Origin of the sequence: Burkholderia sp. Ac-20365, from assembly GCF_017104715.1 — a bacterium.
GTDB lineage: Bacteria > Pseudomonadota > Gammaproteobacteria > Burkholderiales > Burkholderiaceae > Paraburkholderia.
This window is the reverse complement of the sequence record NZ_JAAGPI010000001.1, coordinates 716,104-737,291: the sequence shown is the minus strand read 5'-3', so window position 1 is coordinate 737,291 and position 21,188 is coordinate 716,104. Positions and strand designations below refer to the sequence as shown.

Annotated in this window: 18 protein-coding genes; 9 read left to right on the top strand and 9 right to left on the bottom strand. The window is 64.3% G+C overall.

What is annotated here, in order from left to right; translation table 11 throughout:
* The first annotated feature begins 110 nt into the window (after positions 1–110).
* Together G3O01_RS03165 and G3O01_RS03160 are read left to right on the top strand one after the other, a co-directional pair.
* Entirely contained in the window at positions 111–815 is a 705-nt protein-coding gene (locus tag G3O01_RS03165; RefSeq protein WP_205802970.1) for a haloacid dehalogenase type II, read from the top strand.
* A gap of 29 nt (positions 816–844) precedes the next feature.
* Positions 845–1,630, top strand: coding sequence for an aldolase (locus G3O01_RS03160; protein WP_205802969.1), 786 nt, complete (start codon positions 845–847; stop codon positions 1,628–1,630).
* Positions 1,631–1,657: 27 nt separating this feature from the next.
* Here G3O01_RS03160 and G3O01_RS03155 read toward each other — a convergent pair whose 3' ends face one another.
* From G3O01_RS03155 to G3O01_RS03125, 7 genes are all read right to left on the bottom strand, one after another.
* Positions 1,658–2,143 carry a YbaK/EbsC family protein gene (locus G3O01_RS03155; RefSeq protein ID WP_205802968.1) on the bottom strand — a complete coding sequence of 162 codons (486 nt, stop codon included), beginning with the start codon at positions 2,141–2,143 and terminating at the stop codon, positions 1,658–1,660.
* A 100-nt stretch (positions 2,144–2,243) separates the two neighbouring features.
* Positions 2,244–6,257: a transporter substrate-binding domain-containing protein gene (locus G3O01_RS03150; protein ID WP_205802967.1), complete on the bottom strand. Its 4,014-nt coding sequence runs from the start codon at positions 6,255–6,257 to the stop codon at positions 2,244–2,246.
* A gap of 138 nt (positions 6,258–6,395) precedes the next feature.
* Entirely contained in the window at positions 6,396–7,166 is a 771-nt protein-coding gene (locus tag G3O01_RS03145; RefSeq protein WP_205802966.1) for a DeoR/GlpR family DNA-binding transcription regulator, read from the bottom strand.
* 96 nt (positions 7,167–7,262) lie between these two features.
* The gene (pdxA, locus tag G3O01_RS03140) at positions 7,263–8,261 is read right to left on the bottom strand and encodes a 4-hydroxythreonine-4-phosphate dehydrogenase PdxA (protein ID WP_205802965.1); all 999 of its coding nucleotides are present in this window, start codon (positions 8,259–8,261) and stop codon (positions 7,263–7,265) included.
* 50 nt (positions 8,262–8,311) lie between these two features.
* A complete protein-coding gene (locus G3O01_RS03135) occupies positions 8,312–9,571 on the bottom strand; it encodes a four-carbon acid sugar kinase family protein (protein WP_205802964.1) in 1,260 nt (419 codons plus the stop codon).
* Positions 9,568–10,566: a 2-keto-3-deoxygluconate permease gene (locus G3O01_RS03130; protein ID WP_205802963.1), complete on the bottom strand. Its 999-nt coding sequence runs from the start codon at positions 10,564–10,566 to the stop codon at positions 9,568–9,570. Before G3O01_RS03130 ends, G3O01_RS03135 begins: the two co-directional genes overlap by 4 nt.
* A 168-nt stretch (positions 10,567–10,734) precedes the next feature.
* A complete protein-coding gene (locus G3O01_RS03125; protein WP_205802962.1) occupies positions 10,735–11,655 on the bottom strand; it encodes a LysR substrate-binding domain-containing protein in 921 nt (306 codons plus the stop codon).
* A gap of 158 nt (positions 11,656–11,813) precedes the next feature.
* Here G3O01_RS03125 and G3O01_RS03120 point away from each other — a divergent pair, with 158 nt between their 5' ends.
* Genes G3O01_RS03120 through G3O01_RS03110 form a run of 3 tightly spaced genes read left to right on the top strand, consistent with a single transcriptional unit; the run spans position 11,814 to position 15,226 of the window.
* Positions 11,814–12,620 carry a citryl-CoA lyase gene (locus G3O01_RS03120; RefSeq protein WP_205802961.1) on the top strand — a complete coding sequence of 269 codons (807 nt, stop codon included), beginning with the start codon at positions 11,814–11,816 and terminating at the stop codon, positions 12,618–12,620.
* A gap of 45 nt (positions 12,621–12,665) precedes the next feature.
* The gene (locus tag G3O01_RS03115; protein ID WP_205802960.1) at positions 12,666–13,832 is read left to right on the top strand and encodes a CoA transferase; all 1,167 of its coding nucleotides are present in this window, start codon (positions 12,666–12,668) and stop codon (positions 13,830–13,832) included.
* A gap of 44 nt (positions 13,833–13,876) precedes the next feature.
* Positions 13,877–15,226, top strand: a complete 1,350-nt coding sequence (locus tag G3O01_RS03110) for an MFS transporter (protein WP_205802959.1) — start codon at positions 13,877–13,879, stop codon at positions 15,224–15,226.
* Between the two features lie 44 nt (positions 15,227–15,270).
* Here the strand turns inward: G3O01_RS03110 and G3O01_RS03105 are convergent, their stop codons facing one another.
* Entirely contained in the window at positions 15,271–16,212 is a 942-nt protein-coding gene (locus tag G3O01_RS03105; protein WP_205802958.1) for an aromatic alcohol reductase, read from the bottom strand.
* Positions 16,213–16,451: 239 nt separating this feature from the next.
* Between G3O01_RS03105 and G3O01_RS03100 the strand changes: the two genes are divergently transcribed.
* Together G3O01_RS03100 and G3O01_RS03095 are read left to right on the top strand one after the other, a co-directional pair.
* On the top strand, positions 16,452–17,342 hold the full coding sequence (locus G3O01_RS03100; RefSeq protein WP_205802957.1) for a LysR family transcriptional regulator: 891 nt from the start codon (positions 16,452–16,454) through the stop codon (positions 17,340–17,342).
* Positions 17,343–17,452: 110 nt separating this feature from the next.
* The gene (locus G3O01_RS03095) at positions 17,453–18,934 is read left to right on the top strand and encodes an HD domain-containing phosphohydrolase (RefSeq protein WP_205802956.1); all 1,482 of its coding nucleotides are present in this window, start codon (positions 17,453–17,455) and stop codon (positions 18,932–18,934) included.
* Between the two features lie 3 nt (positions 18,935–18,937).
* On the opposite strand, the gene G3O01_RS03090 is transcribed toward G3O01_RS03095, so the two are convergent.
* Positions 18,938–19,270, bottom strand: coding sequence for a DUF2322 family protein (locus tag G3O01_RS03090; RefSeq protein WP_205802955.1), 333 nt, complete (start codon positions 19,268–19,270; stop codon positions 18,938–18,940).
* 287 nt (positions 19,271–19,557) lie between these two features.
* Here G3O01_RS03090 and G3O01_RS03085 point away from each other — a divergent pair, with 287 nt between their 5' ends.
* Together G3O01_RS03085 and G3O01_RS03080 are read left to right on the top strand one after the other, a co-directional pair.
* A complete protein-coding gene (locus G3O01_RS03085; RefSeq protein ID WP_205802954.1) occupies positions 19,558–20,106 on the top strand; it encodes an RNA polymerase sigma factor in 549 nt (182 codons plus the stop codon).
* Positions 20,103–21,032 carry an anti-sigma factor gene (locus G3O01_RS03080; protein ID WP_205802953.1) on the top strand — a complete coding sequence of 310 codons (930 nt, stop codon included), beginning with the start codon at positions 20,103–20,105 and terminating at the stop codon, positions 21,030–21,032. The genes G3O01_RS03085 and G3O01_RS03080 overlap by 4 nt, the downstream gene beginning before the upstream one ends.
* The last annotated feature ends 156 nt before the right edge of the window (positions 21,033–21,188 follow it).

Below are 21,188 nucleotides of genomic sequence, written 5' to 3'. Positions count from 1 at the left end.
GCGCCTCATATTTGTAATTCCACTAAGCAGCGTATTTTAATTTAATTTCCAAATATGCGGCGCGAGGCCTAGTCTGTGTCCATATCGACACCGCTCAAAAGGAACCCCAGATGTCACTCGACCGCACTTCGCGCCCCACGTGGCTGACCTTCGACTGCTACGGCACGCTGATCCAATGGGATGAAGGCCTGAAGAACGCCGTCGCGACGATCCTCGCCGGCAAGCACGCCGCCGCGCCCGATCCGCGCGAATTCATTGCCGTCTACGACAAACACGAACACGCGCTCGAACAGACGCCGCCGCACCGCTCGTTCCGCGAAGTGGCGGGCGAAGGGCTGCGCCTCGCGCTCGACCACTACAAGCTGCGCGCCGACGACAACGACATCCGCTTGCTGACGGAGCACATCTCCGCGATGCCGCCGTTCCCGGAAGTCGTCGATACGCTGCGTGCACTGAAGGAAGCTGGCTACCGGCTGTGCATCGTGTCGAATACCGACGACGATGTGATCGCGGGCAATGTCGCGCAGCTCGGCGGGTCTATCGACCGTGTGATTACCGCGCAGCAGGCGGGCGCGTACAAACCCAACCGGCGGCTTTTCGACTATGCTCACGAACAGCTCGGCGTGTCTCGCGACGACGTCGTGCATATTTGCGCAAGCCCGCATCTTGATCACGCGGCAGCGCGCGATATCGGCTTTCGCTGCGTGTGGATCGATCGCGGCACGGGCCGTCAGCGCCTGCCCGACTACACGCCCGACGCCACGCTTGCGACACTCGACCAGGTACCGCCGCTATTCGCGTCGCTTGGCTGGTGACAGGTACGACGTCGCGCAAAGGACTCACAATGGCTCATACGCTCGACGTCAACACCGCTTCACTCTCGCAGCGCCCCTCGATCGATTTCGACGCGGTGCACACCGCCCGCATCGAACTCGCCGCGTGCTTTCAGCTGGCCGCGCAACATGGCTACGAGGAAGGCGTGTGCAATCATTTTTCGGCCGTCGTGCCGGGTCATGACGATCTGTTCTTCGTCAACCCGTATGGCTATGCATTTTCGGAGATCACCGCGTCGCGCCTGCTGATCTGCGATTTCGACGGCAATGTGATCGATGGCGTTGGGCGTCCGGAGGCGACCGCGTTTTACATCCACGCGCGCCTGCACCGCGCGATGCCGCGCGTGAAAGCCGCGTTCCACACGCATATGCCGAACGCGACGGCGCTGTGCCTGCTCGAGGGGCCGCCGCTGGTATGGGCCGGACAGACTGCGTTGAAGTTCTACGGCCGCACGGCCGTCGACGAACACTACAACGGCCTCGCGCTCGACAATTCCGAAGGCGACCGCATCGCCCAGGCAATGGGCGATGCGGATGTCCTGTTCATGAAGAACCACGGGGTGATGGTGGCGGGCGCGAGCATCGCCGAAGCATGGGACGACCTGTACTACCTGGAGCGCGCCGCCGAGGTGCAACTCAAGGCAATGCAGAGCAACCGGCCGCTCAAATCCGTGCCGCACGATATCGCGCAGCACACCTACGAGCAGATGCGTCTCGGCGACAAGGACAGCGCGCGGGCACACCTCGACAGCGGCATGCGGCGTCTGCGCGACGCGGGCAACCGCTTCGAGGCGTAACCGGCCAGAGCCGCCGCAGCGCGCCCGTCAGGCGGACATGCCCTGCATCCGCCGCCCGAAACGCGCGCGTTCCGCGCCATCCATCAGCGCGAGAAACTGGTCGCTCTGCATGTGCACGAGCGCTTCGTGATCGCCCGATTCGAAATACACGTCGGGCTGACGCACGAGGCTCTCGTCCAGATACGTCTTCATTCCGTATGCAGCGCACACGGGCGGCAGCGCGCCGAACTCGCAATCCTTGAACAGTTCGCGCAGATCCGCTTCCTTCGCCAGCCCCAGACGCCGCCCCGTTTTCGTCCATAGTTCGGACAAACGCACGGCATAAGTGGATGGCAGCACGGCGGCGACATAGCCTTGCTCGTCCTCGAACAGCACCGTCTTGGCGAGACGGTCGCCGGGAACGTGCGCGGCCGCCGCCGTTTCCATGCTCGAATGGCTATACGGGTGCTGCACGAGTTCGTAACGGGAGCCCTTGTCGGCGAGGCACTCCTGCAGGGTTGCAGACATTGACATGACACACCTCCTTGCCGGAAGCGGCAAGCGACGAAGATTCCTTCAGGATAGTTCGCCTGCTCGTGATCCGCATGCGGGCATCGATATGATGCGCGCCCGGTCAGACCTGTCGCGCGACGTGGTCGGTGATCCGCCGCAGCTTGCGCAGCAGCTGTTCTCCCGAAGCGAGGTAGACCGCCCGGTCGCCCGTCAGCACGCTCGCGCGGAAGGTTTGCAGCGCATTTTTCAACGGTTCGTACCTGAGCACGGAAGCCGCCCCTTCGACGCGATGAATCCATTGCCGCAGGACAGCCGGCTCGGCGTCGCCTAGCATGCCTTCGAGTTCTTCGGTATCGGTCGTCATGGTCTGAACGATGATTTCGATCAGCTTCTCATCGCGCCCCGTGCTGCCGAAATTCTGATTGATCGCGTCCCAGTCGAGATCGGGCAGCGCACCGTCTTCATTCGCGGCCTGAGGCGCAGCGGCCGGTACGGCATCGTTCGACGCCGCCATGTGCGGCGCGTGCGCATCGTGCCCCTGCAGGCACTGCGGCGCGAACTGGCTGACGCACGCCCGCAGTTCGCTGAGCTTGGCAGGCTTGTACAGGCATTCGTCCATTCCTGCCGCGAGGCATTCGCCGCGCTCCTCACGCCCCACACTCGCCGTCAGGCCGACAATCGGCATGCGCCGCGCGTCATCCGTGCGTTCTCGCACGCGCGTGGCAAGCGTGTAGCCATCCATTTCGGGCATGTGGCAGTCGGTAATCAGCAGCGCGTATTTCGTGCCCGCTATCGCCTTGAGCGCCTGCGCGCCGTCTTCCACGGTGTCGCAGGTGCAACCGAGCAACTCCAGTTGCTGCCGGATCAGATGCCGGTTGATCGCGTTGTCTTCGGCGATCAGGACCAGCGCGTGATCGCGCAACGCTTCGTCGCGGTTGCGCGGCGGAGACAGTGTGATGGCCGGCGCGGTTGACTCGAAACCCAGTTCGGGGTCGCCGTGCAAGACCGCGTTGCAGACCGCGGCGACGCCTTCCAGCGTCACGGGATAGACACACAGATAGCAGACGTCCCCCACGCGGATGTAGCCGCCGGATTCGATCGTCGCAGTGGTGGGTACGATGGGAACGGTTCCCGTCGGCAGATGGACGGCGGCCTTGCGCTGAACCGTGGGGTTTTCCGCAGTCAGCGAGTCGTCGATGATGAGGCGGCATCCCTCGGGCAACCTGTCCGCGCTCAGCGCTTCGCCCGTATCGAGTATTGCAACCTCGCCGCCGAATGTGCGCAGTGCCTGCGTCAGGCTGCGCAACACCTCGGTCTCGCGGATACGCAGCCCCACGGTGACACCCGCGAGCGGATAGCCCGGAAACGCCCGCTGCTCAACCTCGAGCGGCACACGAAACGCCACCCGCGTGCCGCGCCCCACTTCCCCTTCCATCTCGATGCTGCCGCCCAGCATCGCCACGAGGCGCCGCGAAATTGTCAGGCCGAGTCCTGTGCCGCCAAAACGCCGTGTCGTCGAGGCTTCCGCCTGTACGAACGGCTGAAACAGCCGCGCCCGCTGGTCCGGGCTGACGCCGATTCCGGTATCCGTCACGCGCCATACGACGGTTTGCCGGCCATCGGCTTCGTCGGCCAGTTCGACGTCGAGCCGGATGCTGCCTTCGGATGTGAACTTGATCGCGTTGCTGAGCAGATTGAAGAGAATCTGCCGCAACCGCACACCATCGCTCCAGACCGTGTACGCGATGTTCGCATCGATGCACAGCGCCAGCTTCAGCCCCTTCTCCTGCGCGCGCCAGAAAAACAGCGCGAAGGTACCCGTGCACAGATCGCGGATATCGACGGGCGCACGCTCCAAGGCGATCTTGCCGGCTTCGATCTTCGAGTAATCCAGAATGTCGTTGAGGATTTGCAGCAGCGATTCGGCCGCCTGCGAGATCAGCTTCACCTTGACCGCCTGGTCGGGGCGCAAGTTGCTGTGCCCGAGCAGTTCGATCAGACCGAGCACGGCGCTCATCGGCGTGCGTATTTCGTGGCTCATCGCCGCGAGGAATTCGCTTTTCGCGCGCGAGGCCTGCTCGGCGGCATCGCGCGCCTCGGCTAGCGCGACGGCATGCTGATGCTGCTCTTCGGCATCGCTCCAGTAGCCGTTCCAGAGCAGATCGCCATTTTCGGCGCGATGCGGCACCGCGTGAAGGCGCGTCCATCTGAACGCGCCGCGCCGCTGCACGCGCAACTCGCGGTTCACGGGGGCGAGCGTCTGCATGGAATTCTGCGCATCCTGCACGAGGGCCTGCCGGTCGTCGGGATGAACGGACGCCAGCACCGAGCCCGGCGTAGCCGCCAGTTCGGCGCTCGTCTTGCCGAACATTTCGATGGTGTTGCCGCTCATCCAGTTGATATGCGACCTGCCGTCCTTCGACTGTCGATACTGAAAAGCCGTTGCCGGCAACTGGCTGGTCACGTCGATCAGCCGCAACTCCGCTTCGCGCCGCTCGCGCGCCTCTTTGCGCAACGCTCGCTGCGAGCGCCACAGCACGGCAATCACGACCAGCAACGCGAGTGCGACGGGCGCGAATCGCGTGGCGATATCGCGCCATGACGGCCCCAACTCATAATTCGCGCCGAAGTAGCGGTTCTGGATCGCGAGCCGCTCGGTGTCCGGCAACGCTGCCAGCGCGCGGTCGATCAGCGGCATGAGCCGGCCGGCGAGTTGCGGCGAAACGGCAATACCCGTGCTCAGCGGCGGGCCGCCGGAACCGACGATGCGCAGCGTGCCCCCTTCCATGCGCTGCAGCATGTAGTGCGCGGTGGCCAGATCGTCGACATAGATTTCGGCGCTGCCCTCGGCGACCGCATTCATGCCCGTCGCGACATCCGGCACCACGATGATGTGCGCGCGCGGCGCCACGGACATCACCAGCCCGCGCAGGCCGCCGCCATCGGTCACGGCTACGCGTTTGCCGTCGAGATCGCGCATCTGGCCGAGCGCCGGCGCATCGTTACGGCCGATGGCGACGACCGGAAACGTTGCGTAGGGGCGCGACACCGGCATGCCGCGCAATGCGGGATCATGCACGATAGCCACGCCGATCATGTCGAGATTGCCGGCTTTCAGCGCATCCACGCTGGCGTCGAGGCCAGGCTCGTGCTGCCGCACGAAGCTGATGCCCAGCTGGTTCGACAGATAGCGCAGATAGTCCTGCGCCATGCCATGCGTCTGGCCGCTGTCGTCGACGTAACTGTACGGTGCGAGCCCACTGTCGACGGCCACGCGCAGCGGCGGCAGCGAATGAAGCCACGCGCGCTCCTCTTCGCTCAGCATGAACGGCGCGGACATGTCCCGTGTGACCGGGCCCGTACTCATCCAGCGGCTCAGAATGCGCTGGCGGGTTTCTTCGGGGAGCGAGGCGAGCCGCACGTCGACGCTGTCGCGCAGCGCCAGTTGCGTGCGCGGGAAACCGAAATGCAGGCCGCTTTCGGTCTCGTGATACTGGTTGATTTCCGCGAGCCCGGCGAACTCCGGTTGCGACAGCAAATGGTCCGCAACGGGCAGCAGCGTAATGAAGACATCCGCCTCCTTGCGCTGCACCGCGCGCAAACCTGCCTGCGGATTCTGCGACGGCACGAACACCGAATCGGGGTAACGCTCATGCGATACCTGCTCGGTGTACGAGCCCGCCACGGTTGCAATGCGCTTGCCGGCAAGGCGAGGCGCAGCACCGCTGCTGTTCGCTTCCGCCGCCCGTCCGACCACCACGAAGTCCGAATCGAAATACGTCTGCGACAGGACGAGGCAGCGCCTGGCCTCGATCGGCTTCTGCACCGCAAGCACGATGTCCACGGAACCGGCACAGGCGGCCGCGATCAACGCCGGGTAGTCGGGAAAGATGCGGACCCGCAGTTGCGTGGACGGATCGAGGGCGTACTTGAGAATATCGAACGCGGCGCCGGAAAGCTGGCCGTCGCTAACGAACACCAGCGGAGGAATGCCGCCGCCCGCGACGCCCACGGTGACGCTCGCGGGCGCATGGCGATGCGAACCCGGCTGCGCGACGGCGCCCGCCGATGCCGCCACGAGCATCGCGCACAGGATCCAGCACAGTTTGGCGCAACAGTTCCGGATAGTGTTCATGGCAGTCGGGAGTACGACGATCCGCGCAGACGGCCGCCGACGTCATGTTGCTGAGTCCATGATAGTGCCCCGCAGCGTGTCCGGGACCTTGATCCCGGACGATCGTGCGCGGCCCATGCGCCACAGATAAAAACCGGCTCAGGCCAGCTCGACAGTCACTTCGTCGAGCGCGCGGAATGGCGCGAGCAGCGCGCCATCGGCCGCGGATGAGGTGATGAGCCGCCATTCGCGCTGCAGCGGCGTCCAGTGCTGCTGGCGCGCGCGGCCAAGCTTGTCCGAATCGGCGAGCACGATGATTTCGGCGGCGCGCGACACGATGCACTCCTTCAGATACGCCTGTTGCGCGGACGCCTCGCACAGGCCGAAGCCCGCGACCACGCCGTCCGCGCCGAGAAACGCGCAATCGACGGTCAGCCGGCTGAGAATGAGTTCCGCCAGCGGTCCGAGCGTGCTCATGCTGGAACCGCGCAGTTCGCCGCCGATCAGCGTAAGCCGCACGCCTGGTGCATTGGCGAGTGCCGTGACGGCGAGCAGATTATTGGTGACCACGTGAAGATCTTCACGCGCGGCCAGATGCCACGCGAGGCCGGCACAGGTCGTGCCGCCGTCCAGCAGCACCGTGTCGCCGTCGCGCACATGCAGGGCGGCCGCCTGCGCGATGGCTTCCTTCTGTTCGCGCTGCGCCGCCTTGCGTTCTTCGAGCGACGCCTCCGGTTCGTGCACCCCGACCAGCGCCGCTGTCGCGCCGCCGTACGTACGCACGAGACGCTTCTGTTTCGCGAGCGCCGTCAGATCGCGGCGGATCGTCGCTTCCGACACGCCCAGCGACGCGCACAACTCTTCGACGTTGGCGTCGCGCGTGCGGACGAGTTCGAGAATCGCCTGATGACGGTCGGTCGTTTTCTTCACGTCGAGATGTGTCTGGGAATGGGGCTCGATCTTACACCAGCCCCTTTGCTAGCGGCCGCGTGGGACGTAGTGGTCGCATCGGCCCGCCGCAGCCGATCAGCGGCGCGTCGCCAGTTCCGCGCCCTGGCGCAGCGCTTCGAGCATGCTGCCTTCGTCGACGACACCCTTGCCCGCAATATCGAATGCCGTGCCGTGATCGACGGACGTGCGGATCACTTCCAGCCCCACCGTTACGTTCACGCCCGCTTCGAGGCCGAGCACCTTCACCGGGCCGTGACCCTGATCGTGATACATCGCAACCACGAGGTCGAAGTCACCGCGGCCGGCGCGGAAGAACAGCGTGTCGGCGGGCAGCGGACCGGTGACGTCGAGGCCGCGCTCCTGCAGCAGCTTCACGGCGGGGATGATCTTCTCTTCCTCTTCGCCGTAGCCGAACAGGCCGTTCTCCCCCGCATGCGGATTGATCCCGCACACGCCGATACGCGGACGTTCGATACCCGCCTTCACGAGCGTCGCATTGCCGCGCTCGATGGTCCTCTGTACGAGGCCCGGCTCGATCTTGCGGATCGCGTCGATGATGCCGATGTGCGTGGTCACGTGAATTACGCGCAGTTGCGGCGCGACCAGCATCATCGACACTTCTTCGACGCCCGTCAGATGCGCGAGCATTTCCGTGTGGCCCGGATACTTGTGACCGCCCGCGTGCAGCGCTTCCTTGTTCAGCGGCGCCGTGCAGATCGCGTCGATCTTGCCCGCCTGCGCGAGTTCGGTCGCGCGTTTGATGTACTGATAGGCGGCATCGCCCGCCACGGCCGACAGCTGGCCGAACGGCAGGTCGTCGGGAATCAGGCCGAGGTCGATACAGTCGATTACGCCCTGCTCGTAGCGCGCGTCCGTTGCGTCTTCGATACGGCGAATCTTCATCGTGCCGCCGACGATCTTGTTCGCGCGCTCGAGGCGCTTCGCGTCGCCGATCACGAGCGGACGGCATTGCGCATAGACCGACGCATGCGCGAGGCTCTTGACGACGACTTCCGCGCCGACGCCTGCTGCATCGCCCATCGTGATGCCGATTACGGGGAGGTAGTTGCTCATGATGTGATCTCGTCTAGCTTCTTCAGGTACTTGCTGTTCATGCGCGAACGTCAGTGTGAAACGACGTCGCGCCCGGTTTCGTTGCGCAGGGTCAGCCATGCGGCGTACAGCGCGTGATCGGTGCCGAAAGCGCCCGCCTTCGTCACGACGCCGGGGCAATGCGTGCGGGATGCGTCGAGCGGCCTCGCCACCGCGACGCCTGCTTCGACTTCGGCGAGCAGTTGCAGATTCGCAATGCGCGCAGCCGCGAGCATTGCGCGCGCGGTCTCGCCGCCAGTGGCGATCAGCCCGCCCGTTTTCGTAAAGTGCGGTTCGACCAGTGCCGCCAGCGCTGCCGACAGTTGCGCGCCTTCGGCGGGATCGAATGCATCGTCGCGGCCAATGCGCAGCAGCAGATCGCAATTCGCCTTCAGCGACACCCCAACCTGTTCCTGCCACGCGCGCCAGTCGCGATGTGTCGCGCCTTCGCGCAGCACGGCGGGCGGCACGACCATTTCCTCGACGCCGCCGCGCTCGCGCAGCATTGCGCACTGGCGCTCGCTGACCGCCGACAGGCTGCCGACAAGAATCAGGATCGGACCGCCGGGGAATGCCTCGCTGCCGGGCTTGTGTTGCGCCGCGTCGTCGCGCGGATTGAGCGCCGCGATTTCGCGCGCGAGACCGCCGGAGCCGACCCAGAAGAACGGTGCATCGCTACGTAGCGACGCCTCGGCGAGCGCGCGCAGCGCCTTCTCGCTTTGTGTGTCGACGATCAGCGCCTGCACGCCGTTCGCGGCCATCGCGCCGATGCATACGGCCAATGTTTCGGGTTCACCGGCGAGCGCTTCCGCGTCGAGCCGGTCGGTCGACAGACCTGCTGCTTCGAGTTGCGCGGCGATGCCCGCAGGCAAGTCCGCGTGCTCCAGTTTCCACGTCGCCGTCTGTTCGAGCGGCTCGCCGTGCACGTACACCTGAGCGTCACGCACCGTGCGGCCGGTCGCCGGAAACGCGGGCGCGACGATCGCCATGCCCGCCAGCGCCTGCAAGCCCGCGACTTCGGCGGCCCAGTTGCCGCGCAATGTCGAATCGATTTTCTTGTAAAGCCGCTGGCCGCTCGCGCTCATCTCCGCATACGCTGCCGCTGTGCGCGCCGCTGCATCAGCAGGCGCGAGACGACGCGTATCGGTATCGACGGCGATGGTGTCCGCGCCGTCATGCGCCGACATGCGCGCCGCTTCCAGCGTGACGACCGTACGATGCCCGGCGCTGGCGAAACCAATCGCACAGTCCGCGGCACCCGACAGATCGTCGGCAATGATCAGAATCTTCATCGAGCCAGCCCTTCGCGATTCTTCGTGCGCGCGCCTTCCTGGCGCTGCTGATAGCGCTTCGCGACGGACGCGGTCAGGATCGGCGACAGGATTGCGGTCACCACCACGCAAGCGGCCACCAGCAAGGTCGCGCTTTGCGCGGCTTCGTTGTACACCGGGTTCGCTGCCGCGACGAGCGCTGGCACGGCTGCCGCATTACCCGCCGTATTCGCTGCGGCGACGCCGGCGACGCCCGTACCGCCCGTCAGGCGATCGGCGAAGTACAGCGGAATGCCCGTCACGATCACGACGGCAATACCAAGACCGATACCGAGCAGGCCGGCCTGCCACACCTTGTGCAGATCGAGACCGGCGCCCAGCGCCAGCGCGAAGAACGGAATCATCACGGGCACGGCCTTCGCCAGGAAGTCGCGCATTTCGCGGTCCAGATTACCGAGCAGCATGCCGAGCGCAAGCGGCAGGATGCTGCCGACCAGCGTCTGCCACGGAAACGCCGACAGACCCGCGACGCCGAGCGTCACCATGGTCAGGAACGGGCCCGATTCGAGCGACATCAGCGTGTACGCGCCGACGTCTTCCGAGCGGCCATACTGGCCCATCAGCGCCATATAGAGGCCGCCGTTGGTGTCGTTCATCGCGGCGACCACGGCAAGCGTCGAGATGCCCGCAAACAGCCCGGACGACACCGGCGCCTCGCCGAGCAGATGCCCAAGAATCACGCCGACGATCACCGCCGCGCCAACCTTCGTGACGAGCAGCGCGCCGCCCTTCTTCATCAGATAAGGCGTGGCCTTCACGTCGATGCTCGCGCCCATGCAGACATAGAACACGGCAAGGATAGGCAGCGCGCCCGTGAACAGCGCGTTGGTGAACGAGCCGAAGAACTTCGGCATGCCGGGCAGGAACGTCGCCACCAGCGAGCCGATGAGCAGCGGCACGATCATCATGCCGCCGGGAACGCGCTCGATCGAGCGTTTGATGGGAATCTGAACCATGGGGAGTCTCCTGGCGTTTATTGGGCACCGCGTCTGTTCGCGATTTTGATTGAATCAATCACCATTCGATCAAATCGATCAGATTGCAGTGTAGCCGCTTCGTCAGGTTTGCGCAAACCGCTCATTCAATTTGCTCGAAACGATCATTTTCCGACAAGGCGTGCTCATTCACTGCCGCGTGGCCCGTACGGTCTTGCGCCGCGTGTCGCGGCTTTCGCTGTCGCTCACACTGCGCACGATCGACGCAAACGCGCGTGCAGCGGGCGTGCGGGCTTCGTCGCGGCGCCACAGCAGGCCGGGCGAACGCACGGGCGTCGGGCTTTCGAGCGGGATCATCTTCACGTCTTCGCGCCGCAGCGCATGCGTCGACACGATCGTCGCGATGTCCGTCTCTCTGACCAGTTCGATCATCGGCGCGATGGCGTTCATCTCGGCGACGATCACGGGCGCCGCGTTCGCCATCCGGAACGAGTCGTCGAGCAGCACGCGGGTCGAAAAGCTGCGCGGCAACAGCACCATGCGCTGCAAATTCAGCTCCGACATGCGCACGAAGCGGCGCTTCGCAAACGGATGCCGCAGCCCGACGGCAAGCATCATCTCCTCGGTGTAGAGCGGCTCGAAGCGCAGCGGCAACGCGTCGTTCGGCTTGTACGTCACGCCGATGTCGAGGTCGCCGCGCAGCAGCGCCTGCGCGATGCCGTCGCCCGTCATTTCGAGCACGTCGACCCGCACCGACGGATGCCGCTGCAAGAACAGCGACACGCAGCGCGGAATGATATGCAGGTTGAACGTATGCGTCGCGCCAATGCGCACGACGCCGCTCATTTCCTCGGCGGCAAAGCGCACGGTGGAGACGCCTTCGTCGACTTCGCGCAGCGCGTTGCGCACGCGTTCGAGAAACAGCTCGCCCGCCTCGGTCATCGTCACGCGCCGGCCTTCGCGCTCGAACAGCAGACAGCCGAGTTCGTCTTCGAGCTGGCGGATCTGGTGAGAGAGCGTCGATTGCGTGACGTGCACCTTCTGCGCAGCAACCGTAAAGCTCAAATGCTCGGCGAGTGCCGCGAAGTAACGCAGATGTCGGAGTTCCATAGGGTTCGGTACGTCGCCTTTTGTATCGATGGCATCGATTGATAATCAGCGAAAAATACCATTTTTATCGATAGATCGCCTGCCTTACACTGGCCTCGCCATCAACGATCGCCGCGAGAGGAGACCTCGGGCGATCCCCAACGAACCCGCGAAGCACCATGAAAATCGGCAAAGAGACCATTCCGCGCACGTCGATCTCGACATCTAACGCGCACACCATCGTCGTGCGAGGCCGCGACCTCGCCAACGACCTGATCGGCAAGGTGTCGTTCACGGACTACTTCTATCTGCTCGTCACCGGCCGGATGCCGACACCCGCCGCCAGCGCCGTGCTGAACGCGACACTCGTCGCGATCGCCGAACACGGTCTCGTGCCGAGCGTGCAGGCGAGCCGCATGACGCTCGCCGCCGCGCCCGATGCGCTGCAAGGCGCCGTCGCCGCAGGCATTCTCGGCTGCGGCCCGGTGATCCTCGGCGCGTCGGAATCCTGCGGCAAGCTGCTCGACGAGGTGCGTCAATGCGCGGCGCAGACGGGCGATCTGTCGGGCGCGGCGTTCACCGTGATCACGCGGTATCGCGCGGAGAAGCGGCCGGTGCCGGGCTACGGGCATCCGCTGCATAAGGAACGCGATCCGCGCGTCGCCGCGCTGTTCGATGTGGCTCAACGCAGCGGCGCGGATATGACGTATGCGCGCATCGCGGAAGCCATTGAAGCCGTGTTGCCCGATGTGTACGGCAAGGCGCTGATGCTCAATGTGTCGGCGGCGATCCCCGCTGTACTGCTCGGCATCGGCTTTCCGCTTGTCGCGCTCAAGGGCGTGCCGATTCTCGCGCGCACCGCCGGCCTGATCGGCCATCTGACGGAAGAACTGTCGCATTCGATCGGCTTCGCGTTGTCGTATCAGGCCACGCGCGACGTCGTGTACGACGGCGAAACGCCCGAAGGTTTCGAGCCCGGCATCTGATCTTTTCTTCTGCGGCGCGTCGCAGCACACACATGGAGTTGTTGCATGACCAAAGTTCTCGAAGGCGTCCGGGTGCTGGAGCAAGGCACGTTTATTACGGGTCCCGCAGCCGGCATGCTGCTCGGCGATCTGGGCGCGGACGTCGTGAAGATCGAACAGCCGGGCGCGGGCGATCCGTTCCGTGCGTTCAAGGGCGGCCTCTATAGTCCGCACTATCAGACGTACAACCGCAACAAGCGCAGCGTCACGCTGAATACGAAAGATGCCGACGACCTCGCGCTGTTCGACGAGTTGATCCGCGACGCCGATGTGTATATCCAGAACTTCCGGCCGGGCGCGGCGGACCGCATGAACGCAAGCTACGAGCGGCTGCGCGAGATCAATCCGCGTCTGATCTACTGCGCGATCAGCGGCTTCGGCCAAACCGGCCCGGCAGCGGCACGGCCCGCGTACGACACGGTGGCGCAGGCCGCGAGCGGCTTTCTCGGCCTGCTGATCAACCCGGAAAATCCACGCGTGGTCGGCCCTGCGATTGCCGATTCGCTGACGGGCTTCTATGCGGCCTACGGCATTCTCGGCGCGCTGCACGAGCGCAATCGCACGGGCGTCGGACGCAAGGTCGAAGTGTCGATGCTCGAAGCAATGAGTCACTTCAATCTCGATGCGTTCACGCACTATTACTCGGCCGATGAACTGATGGGACCCTACAGCCGACCGAGCGTGTCGCAGTCGTATGTGATGAAGTGCGCGGACGGTAAATGGCTTGCGTTGCACATGTCGTCGCCGGAAAAATTCTGGTTGGGGCTCGCGAACGCAATTGAGCAACCCGGTTTGCTGCAAGACCCGCGCTTCTCCGAACGCGCGGGACGCATTGCGAATCAGGAAGCGCTGATCGATCTGCTTGGCGCCGCATTCGCGCAACGCAATCGCGCGGACTGGTGTGCAAGGCTCGAAGCCAACGACGTCCCGCATGCGCCGATGTACGACGCGAGCGAAGCGCTCGAAGACCCGCAGGCGAAGCACCTCGAACTGCTGGTCGAAACCTCGCATCCCGAGATGGGGCGTTTTCGCACGGTGCGCCCGCCCGTTTCGTTCGATGGCGAACGCACCACCGAAGTCCTTGCACCGCCCACGCTCGGCGAGCACAACGCCGAAGTACTAACGCCGTTGCGCGACGCATTGAAGCAGCGCGAAGACGCGGCGGCTGCGTAGGCCGCAGCGGCACGACATCAAACGACTATATTGGAGACCACTCAATGGAAACGACCAACGGCACGCTGACCCGCAGCGGCCTCGACGGCCCGCCTGGCGAATCGACGTCGAACGCCGGCACGCAGGTGGACACGGAAAAGCTGTTCGGACGCATCGCGCGGCGGCTGATTCCGTTTCTGTTCCTCTGCTATGTGCTGAACTATATCGACCGCGTCAACATCAGCTTCGCGCATCTGCAGTTCCGCGCGGATCTCGGTTTGACGGAAGCGTCGTATGGTCTGGGCGTCGGCGTGTTCTATATCGGCTACGTGCTGTTCGAGGTGCCGAGCAACCTGCTGTTGCGCCGCATCGGTCCACGCCGGACCATCGCGCGCATCATGGTGCTGTGGGGTCTCGTGTCGGTGTCGATGATGTTCGTGCGCAATCCGACTCAGTTCTATATCGCGCGTATTGCGCTCGGCATCGCCGAAGCGGGCTTCTTTCCGGGCATCGTCTATTACCTGACGTCGTGGTTTCCGGATCGTCATCGCGCGAAGGTGCTGTCGGCGTTCGTGCTCGGCATCGCGGTCGCCGGCATCACGGGCGGTCCGATTTCCGGATGGATTCTCGGCAACGCCGATGGCTGGCACGCGCTGCACGCATGGCAATGGCTGTTCCTGCTCGAAGGCATTCCGCCTGTGCTGGTGGGTATCGTCGCGCTCTGGTATCTGCCTGATTCTGCGGAAACCGCGAAGTGGCTCACACCCGAAGAAAAGGCGATCGTCGCGCGCGAGCTGCAAGGTCATGGGAACGCGAACGACCATCGGATCGATCACTTCGGTGCGGCGTTGAAGAACTGGCGTGTGTATGTGTGTGCATTCGGCTACTTCACGATCACGTGGGCGGGCAGCGTGCTGAACTTCTGGGCCCCCTCCGTGATCCGGCAAGCGGGTGTCGCGAACCCGTGGCATATCGGGCTGGTGTCGGCGATTCCGTATCTGATCGGCGCGATCGGCATGGTGCTCATGGGTCGCCATTCCGATGCGACCAAAGAACGACGGCTGCATTTTGCGGGCGGCGCACTGGTGTCGGCGGCAGGCGCTGTTCTGCTCGGCACTGCGCATGCTTCGTTCGCGCCCGCACTTGCCGGACTGGCGCTCGTTGCAATCGGCTATCTGTCGTGCACGGCAATCTTCTGGACGATACCGGCAACGTTTCTGTCCGGCACGGCATCGGCAGGTTCGATTGCGCTGATTTCGAGTATCGGGCAGCTTGGCAGTCTGAGCGCACCGACGGCTATCGGCGCGTTGACGGCCGCGACGCACGATATCAGCGCAGGTTCGTATCTCGCCGCGGCTGTGCTTGCTTGTGGCGCGGTCGTCATTGCAATCGCGATGCGCAATATGAAGCGTTGAGGCAAGTAGCGGTCGATCGATATTGTTCAATCGACCGCTACGAATCACAGCGCGTTTTCCGACACGCACCGCTTGCTCAGATTCCGCAGCATCCACTGATCGACGTTTTCCACGGTAAGGCCGCGCTGCGCATTGAAGGTCTGCCGTGCATCCCACGCGACGCCCTTTCCTTCGGCAAATACCACGCGGTATTTCTTCAGCGCGTTATCCGGATCGAGCGCAAGTTCGTGCTTCAATTGCGGCACCGTCCATTCGATGCGCTCGAACGCGCGGCCCGTGAATTTTTCCAGCTTGTCGGCGAGTTGCCCATAACCGACCGTCTCGCCCGCAACATGCACGACGCGATGACTGATACGCGGTTGCGCCAGCAGAATTTCCGTCGTCAGCACGCCGATATCTTCGGCCGTCGTAACCGTGACGGCGTTATCCCCGTTCCCCAGCGCGCGCACGATGCCGCGCTCAACGTCCACCACGCCAAACGACGGCTCGAACAGAAAGCTCGTGAACATCCCCGTCGATACGATCACCCAGTCGGTGCGCGATTGCGCGCGCAACAGATCGCGCACATCGAGTTGTTCGTCGAACAGATCCTGTGCGCTGCCGCGTCCGATCACGTCATAGTCGACGCCGAACTGCCACGGAAAGAAGCGCGGCACGCCAGCATTCAGCGCGGCGCGTGCGATCTTCAGTTGCACGCCCTTGCCGCCGACAAAACCGGTGCATGACACCACTGTATCGAACTGCGAAAACACATTAGCTAGTGTTTCGACCGAATCGGCCGCAAGGTCAGCGGGAACGACCGCGATATCCAGCGCATGCAGTTCGTGGAGTTCACGTTGTTTGGTGGGATCGACGGATTGGATAGTCGACGGCCGCAGCAGCACGCTGATGCTCAATGCCGAAGCGCCAGCACGCCGTGCAAGATTGCGCAGTACGGACATGCCGAGTTCGCCTGCGCCCAGAACGAGAATACGTTGTTGCGTCATCACGCGTGACCCTTTTCGTTGCATCGGATGCGATGCGATGAATTGCCTTCCGCTGCGGGAAGGAATCGATTGCAGCGTGCGTGCGAAGGCGCGCTGCGTTGATCGAAGTCTAGGGTGCCTCGTGCGTTCGATTGTTCGTCTCGCGTGAATTCACAACGCGTGCGCGCCGAACGCGCGCGTTCAACGCTGTGAAGTCGCGCGCAAGGTATGCTCGCGTTCACACGCCCCACTTCCGTTCCATGGACAAACTTCAAGCGATCAGTACTTTCGTGCGCGTCGTCGAGGTGCGCAGCTTCAGCAAGGCGGCCGAAACGCTGTCGATGCCACGCTCGTCCGTCACCACGACGATCAAGAATCTGGAGCAGCATCTGGGCACCGTATTGCTGCGCAGAAGCACGCGCAACCTGAGCCTGACGGAAGCGGGCGAGCGCTACTACGCGTCGTGCCAGACGATCCTCGCCGAGATCGAGCGCGCGGAAAGCGGTTTGAGAGAGGACACGGTGGCGCCGCGCGGCAAGGTGCGCGCCGACATGCCGGGCGTGATCGGCCGCGCCGTCGTGCTGCCGAATCTTCGCGCGTTCGCCGCCCGCTATCCCGACATCGAACTCGTGCTCGGGTTGAGCGACCGGCCGGCTGACCTGATCTTCGATGGCATCGATTGCGCGATCCGCACGGGCGCACTTGCGGACTCGGCCTTGATCGCGCGTCCGCTGGGCATGCTGACGTGGCTCACTTGCGCGTCGCCGCTGTATCTGCGTGAACGCGGCGAACCGTTGTCGCTCGACGATCTCGCCGCACACGAAACCATCAACTACATGTCGAATGCGACGGGACGCCCGCTCGACTGGCGCTTCGACGTGGACGGCGAACCCGTCACGCTGACGATGCAAGGCCGCTTCACCGTCAACGAAACGGAAGCGTATCTGCAATGCGGGATCGAAGGGCTGGGGATCATCCAGTTGTCGGAGTTCGTTGCGAAGCCGTATCTGGAATCGGGGCGGCTGAAGGAAGTGCTGCCCGCATCGAGAAGTGCGCCGGTGCCTGTGTCGATTCTCTATCCGAACCGCGCGCAGGCGAGCGCAGCCGTGAAGGCTTTTGTCGACTGGATCGCGGAGATTTTTCCGCAATGAATTGAGGAGCACGACCGGCGTGGACGCGGGTATCGGTCAAATGACCGATCTCGCGCGGGAGCGCGCGCGGGGTATAGTGAGGCCCGATACAAGCCCGCACCGCTTCCTTCATGCCGACTTCGCCAGGCTTTTCCGACGCTCCCGCCGTTCGCGTATTCGACGCAGTGAAGGCGCTCGCCTTCATCGGCGATCTGAGCATGGGCCAGCCGACCGATCATTCGATCCGCACCGCATGGCTCGCCATGCGCGTCGCGCAGGCAGCCAAACTCGACGAAGCCGCTGTCGTCGCTGTGCGCGAAGCGTCGCTGTTGCGCTGGTCGGGCTGCACGGCAAATGCCGCGGGCTTCGCCGAAGCGCTGGGCGACGACGTCGCGACCCGCGAAGCGATGCTCGCGCTCAAGCCCGACTGGGCTCCTGCCGAACTGCATGGCGATCTGGGTGCCGTGATGACGCCGCTGGCGCGCATCCATTGCGAAGTATCGGGCGAAGCCGCACGCATGCTCGGTCTCGGCGCGGGCACGCAAACCACGTTGCGCCACATATTCGAAGCATGGGACGGCAGCGGCTCGCCCGATCATCTCGCTGGCAGCGCGGTGCCGCCCACCGTGTTCGTCGTGGCGCTGGCGGGTGAACTGGAGATTTTTTCGCGCACGTATGGCATCGAGCGCGCCAAAGCGCTGATCGCGCAGCGCGCCGATTCGCGCTACCCGGACAAGCTCGCGCGGCTCACGGTCCGGCTCGCGGCGCAATGGCTCGATGAGCTGGAACAGGCGGATGCCGCATCGATCGATGCCGCATTGCTGACGCCGCAGATGAACGACGTCACGCCCGTCGAACTGATCGCCGACATCATCGATCTCAAACTGCCGTGGATGACGGGCTATTCGCGCAGCGTCGCGGCCGCTGCGGCGTCGTGCGCCGCACACTTTGCGCTCGATGCAAACGCGCACAGCCGGCTATATTGCGCGGGACTGATTCATGGCATGGGCCGCGCGGCCGTGCCGAACCTCGTCTGGAACACGGCTGCGCGGCTGTCGCAGGCTGCGTGGGAGAAAGCGCGGCTCGTGCCGTACTGGACCTCGCGCGCAGGCAGACAGACGGGCGCGCTCGCGGAGGCCGCCGAACTCGGCTCGTACGCGTACGAGCGTCTTGATGGCTCGGGCTATTTTCGCGGCGCGGCGGGCGCTGCGTTATCGATCGAAGCGCGCATTCTCTCGGCGAGCGCGGCCTGGGTCGCGTTACGCGCGGCGCGTCCGTGGCGCGAAGCGCTCACGCATGACGAAGCGGCGAAGCTGTTGCGCGCAGAAGCGGCCCAGGGCCGCTACGACACCGAAGTGGTCAATGCATTGATCGACGAGCGCGCGGCGCAAAAGCGCGTCGTCAATCCGCGCGCGCAGACGGCGCGGCTGTCCGCGCGGGAAGTCGATGTGCTGCGCGGCATTTCACGCGGTGCAAGCAACAAGGAAGTGGCTCGCGATCTGTCACTGAGCCCGAGCACCGTGCGCACGCACGTCGAAAGCGTATTCCGCAAACTGGACTGTTCGACGCGGGCCGCCGCGACGCTCAAGGCGTTGTCGCTGGGCTTGCTGTAACGCTCAGGCAGCCGCGACGAGGTCGATGCGCAGCGCTTCGCCACCCGCTGCGATCTCCAGCAGGCGATCCACATTGGGATGCGCGCCCGTACGGTTGCGCGCGTCAGCCGTATGCTCGGCAAACACGGCGAGACCGTGTTCTGCGGCCTCTGCGTCGAGCGAGCCGTACACTTCGCGCAGATAGTTGTACACCGCGAGCGAGCCCTGCTTGCCCGGCTTGTTCTCAATGCTCGCGACCACATCGCCCTTGCCGTCGACGAGATCGATCCGTTCGATACCGTCGATGCCCGGCAGTTGCGCGAGGTTGTCCTTGAATACGTTGCCCGGTTGAATCACTGAAAACACTCCATGGTTCGAAAATGACTGGCGGGCCGTATCTTATCCGATTGATCGCGCGCGCCCGGAGTTTGCATGCGATGACAGGCTTTCATGTTGCTTTCCACTGCGAAGTTCCATGCGCATGCGCGCACGCAAAACGCTCGTCAGCAATATTGCTCGATCGACGTTAAAATTGCTCGCTTGAATTCCGTCCGTATCATCGAGTGCGCCAACGTTTGCCGCGCACCAGCCTCATGCCTTCGTCGAAGGCAGATCCACCGGTTCAGTAGCAAGGAACGACTTCAATGACAGGCGCAGACTTGTCCAGCATGCTGCCCGATATGCTTCCGAGGTTATGGGCTTTCGCATTGCGTATTTCCGGCGACCGGCACGACGCTGAAGATCTCGTTCAGCGCGCGTGCGTGCGCGGGCTGGAACGCGCGCATCAGTTGCAGGCGGACACCGCGCCGCTCAGCTGGATGTTTTCGATCGTCCATTCCACGTGGATCAACGAACTGCGCGCGCGTTCGGTGCGCAGCCGCTCGAGCATGGATTGGGACGACGACTTCCTCGAAACCGTCGAAGACCCGAAGGCGCGCACGCCCGAACAGATCACGATGAATGCGCAGATCATCGAGGCCGTGCAGCGTCTGCCCGAGGCGCAGCGCACGGTGATGCTGCTCGTCGCCGTCGAAGGGCTGAGCTACAGCGAAACGGCCGAGGCGCTCGACGTGCCCATCGGCACCGTGATGAGCCGGCTGTCGCGCGCGCGTCAGGCGATCGGCGCGCTGTTCTCCGGCAAACCGGCACAGCCGATGAAGGTGGCCGCGCTCGGCAAGGACTCAGCGTCATGAAAGTCGATGACATCACGCTGATGGCCTATGTGGACGGCGAACTCGATATCGAGGAGCGCCGCGAGATCGAACGCGAACTGGATGAATCGCCGGAACTGGCCGAGCGCATCGAGTTGTTCCGCGCGTCGAGCCTGCCGTATGACGCGGCATTCGCGCAGCAGAAGCTGCCGCCCGTGCCTGAATCGCTGACGCGCAAGATCGCCGAACTCGCGCGCACGCATGCCAGCGCGACTTCGACCGTGCCGCCCGGCCCCGCCGCCGATCCCGCTGCAAACGATGCGAGCGTGCCGCCTGTCGCCGGCTTGCCGCCGTCCGTGCCCGTGCGGTCGCGCATGCGCTTTTCGGCGCCGTGGCTCGCGGTTGCGTTCGTCGCGGGTGTGTTCTGCTGCGGCATAGGCCTGCGGCTCGTGCCCGGCGTTTTTTCAGGCGGCGCCGCGACGGTTGCGTCCGCACAGCCTGCATCGCCGTGGGTCATGGCGGCCGCGGGCTATCAGGCGCTTTATTCGCGCGATACGGTTGCCGTTACGACGGACGCCGCCGTGTCGGCAAAAACGGTCGCCGATATTCATGAGATCGACGGCTTGCCGGTGCGCGTGCCCGATCTCAGCGCGCAAGGGCTGACATTCAAGCGCATCCAGCGTCTGCGCTTTCACGACAAGCCGCTCGTGCAGATCGTCTATCTGCCGAAAACAGGCGGCCCTGTCGCGCTGTGCGTCGTGAAGGATGCGAAACCGGATCAGTCGATTGCGCAGCAGAAGCTCGACGGCATGGACGTCGTGACATGGCGGCAGTCGGAACTGAGCTACGCGCTGATCGGCACGACAGGTCAGGTCGATCTCGACAAGCTCGGCAAGCTGATCGCGAAGCGCGACGTTGATGCGATGTTCGGTCAGACGACCGCGCCCGTTTCGACGATAGCGAGTTGATGATGTGGAGGAAATGCTTCGCGCGGCAGCACGTCAATTCGGCGCATTGCGCCCCTGTCCGCAAGCAGAACGTTATACTTGACAGTCAGATAGCTGTGACAGCGCTGTGACATGATTTATTTCGAGTGCTGCGGCACTCCCGACCGGGGCCCGAGC

Coding starts and splice junctions, on each gene's coding strand:
- G3O01_RS03165 (WP_205802970.1), top strand. CDS start 111: ATGTCACTCGACCGCACTTCGCGCCCCACGTGGCTGACCTTCGACTGC.
- G3O01_RS03160 (WP_205802969.1), top strand. CDS start 845: ATGGCTCATACGCTCGACGTCAACACCGCTTCACTCTCGCAGCGCCCC.
- G3O01_RS03155 (WP_205802968.1), bottom strand. CDS start 2,143: ATGTCAATGTCTGCAACCCTGCAGGAGTGCCTCGCCGACAAGGGCTCC.
- G3O01_RS03150 (WP_205802967.1), bottom strand. CDS start 6,257: ATGAACACTATCCGGAACTGTTGCGCCAAACTGTGCTGGATCCTGTGC.
- pdxA (WP_205802965.1), bottom strand. CDS start 8,261: ATGAGCAACTACCTCCCCGTAATCGGCATCACGATGGGCGATGCAGCA.
- G3O01_RS03135 (WP_205802964.1), bottom strand. CDS start 9,571: ATGAAGATTCTGATCATTGCCGACGATCTGTCGGGTGCCGCGGACTGT.
- G3O01_RS03130 (WP_205802963.1), bottom strand. CDS start 10,566: ATGGTTCAGATTCCCATCAAACGCTCGATCGAGCGCGTTCCCGGCGGC.
- G3O01_RS03125 (WP_205802962.1), bottom strand. CDS start 11,655: ATGGAACTCCGACATCTGCGTTACTTCGCGGCACTCGCCGAGCATTTG.
- G3O01_RS03120 (WP_205802961.1), top strand. CDS start 11,814: ATGAAAATCGGCAAAGAGACCATTCCGCGCACGTCGATCTCGACATCT.
- G3O01_RS03115 (WP_205802960.1), top strand. CDS start 12,666: ATGACCAAAGTTCTCGAAGGCGTCCGGGTGCTGGAGCAAGGCACGTTT.
- G3O01_RS03110 (WP_205802959.1), top strand. CDS start 13,877: ATGGAAACGACCAACGGCACGCTGACCCGCAGCGGCCTCGACGGCCCG.
- G3O01_RS03105 (WP_205802958.1), bottom strand. CDS start 16,212: ATGACGCAACAACGTATTCTCGTTCTGGGCGCAGGCGAACTCGGCATG.
- G3O01_RS03100 (WP_205802957.1), top strand. CDS start 16,452: ATGGACAAACTTCAAGCGATCAGTACTTTCGTGCGCGTCGTCGAGGTG.
- G3O01_RS03095 (WP_205802956.1), top strand. CDS start 17,453: ATGCCGACTTCGCCAGGCTTTTCCGACGCTCCCGCCGTTCGCGTATTC.
- G3O01_RS03085 (WP_205802954.1), top strand. CDS start 19,558: ATGACAGGCGCAGACTTGTCCAGCATGCTGCCCGATATGCTTCCGAGG.
- G3O01_RS03080 (WP_205802953.1), top strand. CDS start 20,103: ATGAAAGTCGATGACATCACGCTGATGGCCTATGTGGACGGCGAACTC.